At 69.7% G+C, this 9,917-nt stretch carries 10 protein-coding genes; 5 read left to right on the top strand and 5 right to left on the bottom strand.

From position 1 onward, the window contains the following. The first annotated feature begins 8 nt into the window (after positions 1-8). From AQJ91_RS10790 to AQJ91_RS10780, 3 genes are all read left to right on the top strand, one after another. On the top strand, positions 9-953 hold the full coding sequence (locus AQJ91_RS10790) for an alpha/beta hydrolase (protein WP_067018948.1): 945 nt from the start codon (positions 9-11) through the stop codon (positions 951-953). 122 nt (positions 954-1,075) lie between these two features. Further along, positions 1,076-2,296 (top strand): PucR family transcriptional regulator, encoded by a 1,221-nt coding sequence (locus AQJ91_RS10785; RefSeq protein WP_067018945.1) that lies wholly within the window; start codon positions 1,076-1,078, stop codon positions 2,294-2,296. Between the two features lie 138 nt (positions 2,297-2,434). Further along, positions 2,435-3,076 (top strand): cutinase family protein, encoded by a 642-nt coding sequence (locus tag AQJ91_RS10780; protein WP_067018942.1) that lies wholly within the window; start codon positions 2,435-2,437, stop codon positions 3,074-3,076. A 66-nt stretch (positions 3,077-3,142) separates the two neighbouring features. On the opposite strand, the gene AQJ91_RS10775 is transcribed toward AQJ91_RS10780, so the two are convergent. The 3 genes from AQJ91_RS10775 to coaA all read right to left on the bottom strand — a co-directional run bounded on the left by AQJ91_RS10775 (position 3,143) and on the right by coaA (position 6,195). Further along, entirely contained in the window at positions 3,143-4,864 is a 1,722-nt protein-coding gene (locus tag AQJ91_RS10775; protein WP_067018939.1) for a hypothetical protein, read from the bottom strand. A gap of 75 nt (positions 4,865-4,939) precedes the next feature. Then, positions 4,940-5,230, bottom strand: a complete 291-nt coding sequence (locus AQJ91_RS10770; protein ID WP_067018936.1) for a hypothetical protein — start codon at positions 5,228-5,230, stop codon at positions 4,940-4,942. Then, positions 5,227-6,195: a type I pantothenate kinase gene (gene coaA, locus AQJ91_RS10765; protein ID WP_067019452.1), complete on the bottom strand. Its 969-nt coding sequence runs from the start codon at positions 6,193-6,195 to the stop codon at positions 5,227-5,229. The genes AQJ91_RS10770 and coaA overlap by 4 nt, the downstream gene beginning before the upstream one ends. 191 nt (positions 6,196-6,386) lie before the next feature. On the opposite strand from coaA, the gene glmS reads away from it, so the two are divergent. After that, positions 6,387-8,234, top strand: a complete 1,848-nt coding sequence (gene glmS, locus AQJ91_RS10760; protein WP_079084828.1) for a glutamine--fructose-6-phosphate transaminase (isomerizing) — start codon at positions 6,387-6,389, stop codon at positions 8,232-8,234. On the opposite strand, the gene AQJ91_RS10755 is transcribed toward glmS, so the two are convergent. Continuing rightward, positions 8,195-8,419 carry a DUF397 domain-containing protein gene (locus AQJ91_RS10755; protein ID WP_067018929.1) on the bottom strand — a complete coding sequence of 75 codons (225 nt, stop codon included), beginning with the start codon at positions 8,417-8,419 and terminating at the stop codon, positions 8,195-8,197. The genes glmS and AQJ91_RS10755 overlap by 40 nt on opposite strands. Positions 8,420-8,427: 8 nt before the next feature. Continuing rightward, on the bottom strand, positions 8,428-9,261 hold the full coding sequence (locus AQJ91_RS10750; protein WP_067018926.1) for a helix-turn-helix domain-containing protein: 834 nt from the start codon (positions 9,259-9,261) through the stop codon (positions 8,428-8,430). Positions 9,262-9,496: 235 nt separating this feature from the next. Between AQJ91_RS10750 and AQJ91_RS10745 the strand changes: the two genes are divergently transcribed. After that, positions 9,497-9,904: an ATP-binding protein gene (locus AQJ91_RS10745; RefSeq protein ID WP_067018923.1), complete on the top strand. Its 408-nt coding sequence runs from the start codon at positions 9,497-9,499 to the stop codon at positions 9,902-9,904. Positions 9,905-9,917: the final 13 nt, after the last annotated feature.

Raw genomic sequence — 9,917 nt, 5'->3', positions numbered from 1 at the left:
GAGCCGCCATGTCCCACCGCACCACCGGAGTGTCCCGGCGCACCGCCGCCAAGGCGACGGCCGCCGCCGGTCTGGCCGTCCTGTTCGGCGCCGCGACCGGCACCGGCCGCGCCCGGGCGGCCACCCGGCTGGGACCGCGCACCCTGGACCTCGCCGTGCCCTCCGCCGCACTGGGCCGCAGCGCGCCGGTGCGGCTGATCCTGCCGTCGGGCTTCGACACGGCCGTCGGGCGGACGTACCCCGTGCTGTATCTGCTGCACGGCGCCCACGACGACTACACGTCCTGGACCCGGGAGACGGACATCGAGTCCTTCACCGAGGGCCGCGACCTGATCGTGGCGATGCCGGACGCGGGCCCCACGGGCATCCCCAGCGCCTGGCGCGACGGCCAGGACTACGAGACCTTCCAGGTCAAGGAGGTTCCGGCGCTGCTCGCGCGGGACTACCGGGCCTCCGGCGTACGGGCCGTCGCCGGCGTGTCCACCGGCGGCTACGGAGCGATGGCGCACGCGGCCCGCCACCCGGGCACCTTCACGGCGGCGGCTTCGTACAGCGGTGTCCTCGACACCACCGCACCCGGCGTGCCGACCATCGTGGACGCGATCGTCGCCCGCGAGGGCCTGTCGCCGGTCTCGCTGTGGGGCAACCCGTTCCTCAACCTCCTCACCTGGCGCGCCTTCAACCCGCGCGCCCGCGCCGAGGGACTGCGCGGCACGGCCCTGTACGTCTCGCAGGGCAGCGGACTGGCCGGTGGCAGCGGCGATCTGCTGCCCGAGGTCCTGGAGAGCGCCCTGTGGCCCTCGGCCCGCGGCTTCACCGCCGCACTCGCCAGACAAGGCATCCCCGTGACCACCCACCTCTACTCGGGAGGAGGACACAGCTGGACGTACTGGAAAAAGGAGTTCACAACGTCGTGGCCTGTGCTCGCCGGTGCCCTGGGCGTGCCGGAGTGATGTCCGTGCCATGGGGGCACGGAACGGAGCGGAAGGGACGTCCGTCCAACACACGACGTCCCACTCGTCCCACGGGCAACAGCCCGTCGGCGAGCTGTTTCCGGGCGAAAGGAGTGTCCCCCATGGCTGTCCCCACTCCGCACGAGGTACCCGACGCTCGCAGGGCCGCGTCCATGCCGCCCGAACTGGTGGAGCTCCTGCGTGCCCGGCTCGAGAGCGTGGCCGACGAGGTGGAGGAGGAGGTCCGCAGCCGGGTTCCGGAGTACGCGCGGCCCGGGGACGGCATCTACCGCAAGCAGTTGCGCGACGGAGTGGTGCAGGCCCTCACCCTGTTCGTCGACCACATCGCCGACCCGCGCGGCCAAGGGGAGTCGATCGCGGCCACGTACTACGCGCTGGGGCGCGGCGAGGCCCTGGAGGGCCGCGGTCTGGACGCGTTGCAGTCCGCGCTGCGCATCGGCGGGATGCACGCCTGGCGGGCGTTGGGCCGCACGGCGGAGGAACTGGGGCTGGACTCGACGGTCGTGGCCGCGCTCGGAGAGATCGCCTTCCAGACGGTGCACGAGGTCGCGGAGGCGGCCGCCGCCGGCTACGCGGAGGCCCAACTGCGCAGCACGGACGAGCTGGAGCGCCGCCGCAGGCGCCTGCTGGACCTGCTGGTGGGCGAGGGCCCGGTGGCCCCGGAGGCGGTGCAGGACCTGGCGCACCAGGCCCGGTGGCCGGTACCGCGGCAGGTCGCCGTCGTCGCGCTCGCGGCCGCACCCGAACAGCGTGAGGAGGACCGGCCGTTGTCCATGGCGGGCGCGCTGGTGGACATGGAGTCCCGGCCGCCCCGCATGCTGGTGCCCGACCCCGACGGCTCCGGGCGGTGGGCCGGCCGAGGGTTCGCGCTCGCGTTGCGCGGCCGTCCCGCCGCCATCGGGCCGACGGTCCCGCTCGCCGAGGCCGCGCAGTCACTGCGCTGGGCCACCCGGGCCCTGGGGCTGATGGGGCGCGGAATCCTGCCCCGGCAGGGTGTGGTGCGCTGCGCCGACCACCTGTCGACCCTCCTCCTGCACGCCGACGAGCCGCTCCTCGCCGCACTCCGGGACGCCGCCCTCGCTCCGCTCCACGCGGTCTCGGCGGGACAGCGCGCCCGGCTCGCCGAGACGCTGCTGGCCTGGCTGCTCAGCGGCAGCAACGTGCCCGACGTCGCCGCCCGCCTGCACATCCACCCGCAGACGGTCCGCTACCGCCTGCGCCAGCTGGAGAAGCTGTTCGGCGGCTCCCTGCACGACCCGGGAACCCGCCTCGATATCGTGCTCGCCCTGCGCGCGGAATCGCTGCGGGCACAGCAGGACTAGTCCGACTACTCAATCGGCGAAAAAAAGTCCGCTGATTTTCTTGATTCCGTCCATAACAGCCGGCGCGGCCGGACGAATACCTTCGGGGCCTCCTTTCTCGTAGGCGCGTCATGCGCTTCCCCACTTGGAGGACGGTCCATGCGTATTCGTTTGTGTCTGGCCGCGCTCTCGCTGATCGGCGGGGCCTCGGTCGCCACCCTCACGGCGCCCTCGGCATCGGCCGCGGCCTGCTCGGATATCGAGGTCGTCGCGGCTCGCGGCACCTTCGAGCCGGGCACGCTCGGCTTCATCGTCGGCGACCCCGTGTATTCCGCACTGCAGAAGAAGCTGTCCGGAAAAAGCCTTTCCAGCTACAAGGTGAATTACCCGGCGGATCTTTCCCTCACCTCGGCCGCACAGGGAAACGCCGATCTGGTGAATCACGTCAGGAGCCAGGCGTCCGCGTGCCCCAACCAGCGGTTCATTCTCGTGGGCTATTCGCAGGGCGCGAACGTGGTCGACAACTCGATCGGCGTCAGCAGCGCCGGCGCGGTGGTCGGCAGCCCCATCGTGGCCATGCTGCCGGCCGCGGTCGAGCCGAAGGTCGCCGCGGTGCTGTTGTTCGGCAACCCCATCCGGGCCCTCGGCAAGAGCGTCACCGGCACCTACCAGAGCCGGACGATCGACTTCTGCGCCAAGGGCGACCCCATCTGTGAGAACGGCGGGAACGACGTGGGGGCGCACCTCGGCTACACGGCCGACGCGGACGCGGCGGCCACGTTCGCGGCGGGCAAGGTCTGAGCCGTACCCGCGAAGGGCCCGGGAAGTCCGACTTCCCGGGCCCTTCTCCGCGTATGGCTGATACGGCTATCGCGGGTTCCCGGCGAACCGCGCGAGGTTGGTGGCGACCGGCTCGGGCCGGCCGTCGTTCTGCACCGGTGCCGCGGTCAGCACATCGAGGTGCTGGTAGCCGTCGGCGACCACGGGGTGCAGGTCGGACGGGACACGGCCCGCCAGCAGCCCGTCGCCCGCGAGCACCGTCAGGGTGGGGTTGGCGGTGAGCCCATCGGGATGTACGACGAGCCGCTTCACCTGCGGCGAGGTGGCCAGCTCCAGGTCGGTGACCAGCTTGGTCGGGAAGTACTGCTCGGTGAAGTCCAGCGGCTGCTCGGCCAGGCTGCGGGCCAGCTCCTGGATGTCGGTGACCTCCTTGCCGGCGTCGGTGAACGGCGTGCCGTCGGCCGACCGGTACCCGGGGTCGTCGGCGTCACCGACACGGTCGTAGTTGCGCCAGCTGTACAGCGGCCCCCGGGGCCGGTCCGGGATGGCCTTGTACTCGGTGCCGAACAGCCCGGGCTGCTCCTGACCGCCGTTGGCGACGGGGAAGTTCTTGTCGGCGATCGGCCCGCCGTCGAAGAACCCGACGCTGCTCTGCAGGAACGCCAGCGGTACGGAGTTGTCGTCCATCAGAGCGCCCAGCACGGCCTCGTTGGTGAGCCGGAAGTCCTTCACACCGGGGGAGCCGGTGAGGAAGGCGGCGGTGTCCTCGGAGAACAGGAACCTGTTGGTGGCCTCGATGTTTAGGCCGTCGGGCAGATAACGGGGCAGGTCGGCCTCGGCTCCGGGAGCCTGTACCGCGCCGACGCCGGCGATGGCGAGCAGCGTCATGGTCTCGGGGTTGAGCAGCACCGGCGCGGACAGCGAGCGCGGCAGAAGCCCGCTGTCGAGGCCCGCCTGTACGACGCCGTAACCGAGGCCGACGTCGGGCAGGTTGGTGTCGTCCGGGATGCTGCCGCTGAGGTCGGCGAGTGATGTGGAGACGGTGGTGTCGAGGGCGAAGTAGCCCGCGCACTGGTTGTACCCGGCGTCCGCCGTGCTCGCCGGGTTCCCGTCGAAGTCGGCGGTGGCGAAGTAGCCGGTGACGACGCCGCCCAGCGAGTGCCCGCCGCACAGCACCTTGCGCTTGCGGAGCGCCTGGTCGGGCAGTTCGGCGGTGAGCAGGTCGTACTGGTCGCGGACGGTCTGCTCGATGCCGAGCCGCGCCATCCACCCCAGCTTCCCGTTGCCGGCGAATCCCGCGAAGGTCCGGTCGTCGACCTGCTTGCCGCGGTAGTAGTAGTCGACGGCCGTGTGCTGGTCGCCGGAGGCGATGCCGGTGCGGTCCTCCAGGCAGTTGGAGCGCCGGTCCAACGCCCAGAACTCGATCTGCCGGCCCTGCGCGGCGGCCGCCGCCACCGTGTTGCGGGCGACGCTGTCGAACGCCCCGGCCCCCTCCAGGATGCCCGGCTGGGCGACCAGGATCCGGTCCGCGTCGGCGGAGGCGGCCGGCCCGTCGGCGGCGCGGTAGCGCAGATACGACAGCCAGTCGCACGCTGCCGGGCGGGGCCCCGCCGAGTCCGGCAACGGCGCCTTCACCCGCACCACGGACTCGCGCACCCCGGCGACCGGCGACGACACCGCCACCGGCGTCTCGGTGCGCGCCGTGTCCGCCCGGGCACCAGGGGCCGCCGCCGTGAGCGTCCCCGCGGTCAACAGCACCGCCAGCGCGGCACCGCGCCACGTTCTTTCCCTGCTGCGAATCGTGTCCATGTACGGACGCTAGGTTCCGGGGCCCGCCCGGCCCAGGAGGTGCTGACAGGAACTCAGTTTTCCGAAGCGGCCTTGTCACCGGTGGACAGCGCCGTGTCCCTCACAGGGCGACGCGCCGGGGCGCTGTTTGGACCACAGCCACTTCTGGGCCAGGAGCGTCAGGGTGCCGGCCAGGGTGATGCCCAGGAGGTTCAGGAGCAGCTGGCCTGTCGAGAGCCAGGTCGGGTTGCGGGCGGCGCCCGGCAGGACCGCGAGGTGGGCCGTCCCGACGGTCTTCTCGATCAGGCGGACCACGTCGTCGGTCCTGTCCGCCGGAGTGATCAGGCGCAGGTGCAGCGTGGGGCCTTTCCAACAGGCCTTCGTCACAACTTGCGCAGGCTCAGGCGCTGCACCTTGTGGTCGGGGCCCTTGCGGACGATGAGGGTGGCGCGGCCTCGGGTGGGGGCGACGTTCTCGACCAGGTTGGGCTTGTTGATCGTGCGCCAGGTGGTGCGGGCGTAGTCGAGGGCCTCCTCCTCGGAGACCTGGGTGTACTTGCGGAAGTACGAGGACGGGTTCTGGAAGGCGGTCGCGCGCAGCTTCCTGAAGCGGCTGAGGTACCAGCGCTCGATGTCCTCGGTGCGGGCGTCGACGTACACGCTGAAGTCGAAGTAGTCGGCGAGGCCGACCCGGGTGCGGCCGTCCTTGCCGGGGAGGGCGGGCTGCAGGACGTTCAGGCCCTCGACGATCAGGATGTCCGGGCGGCGGACCGTGAGCCGCCGGTCGGGGACGATGTCGTAGATCAGGTGGGAGTACACGGGTGCCGTGACCTCGTTCTTCCCGGCCTTGATGTCGGCGACGAAACGGGTCAGCGCGCGGCGGTCGTACGACTCGGGGAAACCTTTCCGCGACAACAGGCCGCGCGCCTCCAGTTCCTTGGTGGGGAGCAGGAAGCCGTCTGTTGTCACCAGTTCGACGCGTGGGTGTTCGGGCCAGCGGGAGAGCAGCGCCTGGAGGAGACGGGCGACCGTCGATTTCCCTACGGCGACGGAGCCGGCGACTCCTATGACGAAGGGCGTGCCGGCCTGGGAGCCCTGTTCGCCGAGGAAGGTGTTCAGCGCGCCGCGCAGGCCGTCCGTGGCGCCGATGTAGAGGTTGAGGAGCCGGGACAGCGGGAGATAGATGTCCCGCACCTCGTCGAGGTCGATGACATCGCCGAGGCCGCGCAGCTTCTCGACCTCCTCGGCGGTGAGCGGAAGCGGCGTCTTGTCGCGCAGCGCGCTCCACTCGGCACGGGTGAGGTCGACGTAGGGAGTCGCCTCCGGCTTCTGCCGGTGGGCGCTCCGGGGCATCGAGAAGACCGGAGAGATCACAGTCCATTGTTAACGGAGTTTGAAGGGGGTGGCGGGTGGGGTGCGTCACGCCCCGTCGCCGGGGAAGCCGGGGTGTGACGCATGGAGGGGGCCGTTCGGGTGGCCGGAATTTCCGATATCGGGCAGGAAGTGCCGGGTTCGGGTCGCCGTTCGCCCTTAGGCTGCGGGCCATGTGCGGAATCGTGGGATACGTGGGGTCGCAGTCGGCGCTTGAGGTCGTGACGGCCGGGCTGAAGCGACTGGAGTACCGGGGATACGACTCGGCGGGCGTCGCGGTGCTCGCGGACGGCGGGCTGGCGGCGGCGAAGAAGGCCGGGAAGCTGGTGAACCTGGAGAAGGAGCTGGTGGAGCGCCCGCTGCCGACGGGGAGCACGGGGATCGGGCACACACGGTGGGCCACCCATGGCGGACCCACCGACGCCAACGCCCATCCGCATCTCGACAACGCCGGGCGCGTCGCCGTCGTGCACAACGGGATCATCGAGAACTTCGCCGTGCTGCGGGCCGAGTTGGCCGAGCGGGGGCACGAGCTGCTGTCCGAGACCGACACTGAGGTCGTCGCCCATCTGCTCGCCGAGGAGTTCTCGGTGACGGCCGACCTCGCCGAGGCCATGCGGCTGGTGTGCCGGCGGCTGGAGGGGGCGTTCACGCTGGTCGCGGTGCATGCCGATGAGCCGGACGTGGTGGTCGGGGCACGGCGGAACTCGCCGCTGGTGGTGGGCGTTGGGGAGGGTGAGGCCTTTCTCGCCTCGGACGTCGCCGCGTTCATCGCCCATACGCGGTCGGCGATCGAGCTGGGGCAGGACCAGGTGGTGGAGCTGCGCCGGGGCGGGGTCACGGTGACGGGCTTCGACGGACGGCCTGGTGATGTCCGGTCGTATCACGTGGACTGGGACGCGTCGGCCGCGGAAAAGGGGGGCTATGACTACTTCATGCTCAAGGAGATCGCCGAGCAGCCGAAGGCTGTCGCCGATACGTTGCTGGGGCGCATCGATGTCTCCGGGTCGCTGACGCTGGATGAGGTGCGGATCCCTGCCTCCGAGCTGCGGGAGATCGACAAGGTCGTCATCGTTGCCTGCGGTACGGCGTTTCATGCGGGGTTGATCGCCAAGTACGCCATCGAGCACTGGACGCGGATTCCGTGCGAGGTGGAGTTGGCGAGTGAGTTTCGGTACCGGGATCCGATCCTGGACTCGCGGTCCCTGGTCATCGCCATCTCGCAGTCCGGGGAGACCATGGACACGCTGATGGCGCTGCGGCATGCGAGGGAACAGGGCTCCAGGGTGCTTGCCATCTGCAACACCAACGGGTCGACGATTCCACGTGAGTCGGATGCGGTGCTGTATACGCATGCGGGGCCTGAGGTGGCCGTTGCGTCGACGAAGGCGTTCCTGACGCAGTTGGTGGCCTGTTATCTGGTCGCGCTGTATCTGGGGCAGGTGCGGGGCACCAAGTGGGGCGACGAGATCTGCGCCGTGATCCGGGACCTGTCGCGGATCTCCGTCGAGGTCGAGCGGGTGCTGGAGACCATGGAGCCGGTGCGGGAGCTGGCGCGGTCCCTTGCGGAGAAAGACACGGTGCTGTTCCTCGGGCGGCACGTGGGGTATCCCGTGGCGCTTGAGGGGGCGCTGAAGTTGAAGGAGCTCGCCTATATGCATGCCGAGGGGTTTGCGGCGGGTGAGCTGAAGCATGGGCCGATCGCGTTGATCGAGGACGATCTGCCGGTGGTGGTGGTTGCGCCTTCGCCTCGGGGGCGGTCCGTGCTCCACGACAAGATCGTGTCCAACATCCAGGAGATCCGGGCGCGGGGGGCGCGGACGATCGTCATCGCGGAGGAGGGGGACGAGGCGGTGGTGCCGTATGCCGATCACCTGATCCGGATTCCGGCTACGCCGACGTTGCTGCAGCCGTTGGTGGCTACGGTGCCGTTGCAGGTGTTTGCGTGTGAGTTGGCTACGGCTCGGGGGAATGAGGTGGATCAGCCTCGGAACCTGGCGAAGTCGGTGACGGTGGAGTAGGGCTCGTTCTTCAGGGCTTCGAGGAACGGGGTGAAGGCTCCGGTGGGGATGGTGAGGGTTGCCCTGGCCGGGGCCTTGGAGTCGCGGACGGCTATGTGGGTGGTGTTGTGCGCGATCTCTACGCAGGCGTTGCCGTCGCCGCTGCCCGAGTAGGACGACTTCCGCCAGTTGTCGGGGGTGGTCACCGGACGCCTCACAGTTCCTTGGCCAGCCTGTGGATGAAGTCACGCGACCGCTCGGGGTCGAGTGACATCGCCTCCACTCTACGGAAGAGTGTTCGGAACACGCCGAGTTGGGCCTCGGAGTCGATGAACAGTGAGCCGTGAGGGCCGTCGCGTACCACGGTGTCCAGTTTCGGTACGGCGCCGCCGGCGTACACCATGGCGGCTGTGACGTCGTCGAAGTCGTCCAGGTCGAAGGGGATGACACGTACGGTGATGTGGTCCGCTTCGGAGAGCTCCAGAATGCGGGTGAGCTGAGCCCGCGAGGCGGTGCGACCGCCGACCCTGATCCGCAGGGCTGCCTCGTGGACCACCGCCTCGTACGGGATGGTGATCTCCTGGCGCGTCATTCGGTGGCGGACGCGCAACTCGAGTTCGCTCTCGGGGAGTTCGGGAATCCGGCACGAGAAGAGCGCCCGTGCGTAGTTCTCGGTCTGGAGAAGGCCCGGGACGTGCAGAAAGTCCACGTCCCATCGGTAGGTGGCGTGATGTTCCAGCTCCGCGAGGTCGAGGAACGGTGTGGGTAGCGCCCCCCGGTACTCCTCCCACCAGCCGTGCGTCCGATCCGTTGCCATGGCAACCAGGGCCTCGATGAACGCCTCATCCGTGCATGCGTAGTTGGCCGCAATGCGGCGCAGCCGCTTCTCGCTCACGCCGGCGATGCCGGACTCGATCTGGCTGATCTGGACGGAGTTCACGCCAAGCAGTGCCGCTGCCTCGCGGGCGCTGAGGCCTGCCGCGTCGCGGAGCCTGCGCAGTTCAACGGCAAGCCGCATCTGACGTGCCGTCGGTTCACGCTTGGCCATCGGCTGCTCCTTGCTTCAACGCGCCCACAAGCGCGGCTCGTTCGGGGTCAGATTACGCGATCAGCTTGCCCAATCTTAAATTTAAGCTCTACTGTCAGTGATGCGACGCACACTCTGCGGAATGCCGGGATCCCGGAAGCGCACCGCCCCGTCCTGCCATGACGGCTGCGGCACTGCCACCGCCGGCGACCCGCAGATCTCCGACCCTCCCCCATCACCGCACCGGAGTTGACGCATGCCTCAAACCGAACCCTGGGAGTACTCCCTCTACATCCCGAACGACCTCCGTGCCGTCACCATCAGTCGCCGCACCCTCCGCCTCATCCTCACGATGCACGGCCTCATCCGCCTCGTCGACGTCGCCGAACTCCTCGCCGCCGAGCTGGTCTCCAACGCCGTACGCCACACCAAGGGCCCCGCCGCCCTACGCGTGTCCTGGTCGGCCGGGGTGCTGCGGATCGGGGCGTGGGATGCCGATCCCGAGCCGCCGGAACCACCGAGGGTGTTGGAGCAGATCACCGAGTCGGAGGAAGGGCGTGGGCTGGCGTTGGTCCGGGCGTGCGCCGATCTGTGGGGGTGGCATCCACTGACCAGACAGGGCAACCGGGGTAAGTACGTGTGGTGCGAACTCGCCGCAGCCTGACGCGCGTTGGAGT

Origin of the sequence: Streptomyces dysideae (assembly GCF_001514305.1) — a bacterium.
In the GTDB taxonomy this organism is placed as follows: domain Bacteria; phylum Actinomycetota; class Actinomycetes; order Streptomycetales; family Streptomycetaceae; genus Streptomyces; species Streptomyces dysideae.
Note: the sequence above shows the minus strand (reverse complement) of the source record. Positions and strands in the feature narration are given on the sequence as shown.

What these genes read in the sequence shown, in the direction of transcription:
- AQJ91_RS10790 (WP_067018948.1), top strand. Translation starts at nt 9, where the DNA reads ATGTCCCACCGCACCACCGGAGTGTCCCGGCGCACCGCCGCCAAGGCG.
- AQJ91_RS10785 (WP_067018945.1), top strand. Translation starts at nt 1,076, where the DNA reads ATGGCTGTCCCCACTCCGCACGAGGTACCCGACGCTCGCAGGGCCGCG.
- AQJ91_RS10780 (WP_067018942.1), top strand. Translation starts at nt 2,435, where the DNA reads ATGCGTATTCGTTTGTGTCTGGCCGCGCTCTCGCTGATCGGCGGGGCC.
- AQJ91_RS10775 (WP_067018939.1), bottom strand. Translation starts at nt 4,864, where the DNA reads ATGGACACGATTCGCAGCAGGGAAAGAACGTGGCGCGGTGCCGCGCTG.
- coaA (WP_067019452.1), bottom strand. Translation starts at nt 6,195, where the DNA reads ATGCCCCGGAGCGCCCACCGGCAGAAGCCGGAGGCGACTCCCTACGTC.
- glmS (WP_079084828.1), top strand. Translation starts at nt 6,387, where the DNA reads ATGTGCGGAATCGTGGGATACGTGGGGTCGCAGTCGGCGCTTGAGGTC.
- AQJ91_RS10750 (WP_067018926.1), bottom strand. Translation starts at nt 9,261, where the DNA reads ATGGCCAAGCGTGAACCGACGGCACGTCAGATGCGGCTTGCCGTTGAA.
- AQJ91_RS10745 (WP_067018923.1), top strand. Translation starts at nt 9,497, where the DNA reads ATGCCTCAAACCGAACCCTGGGAGTACTCCCTCTACATCCCGAACGAC.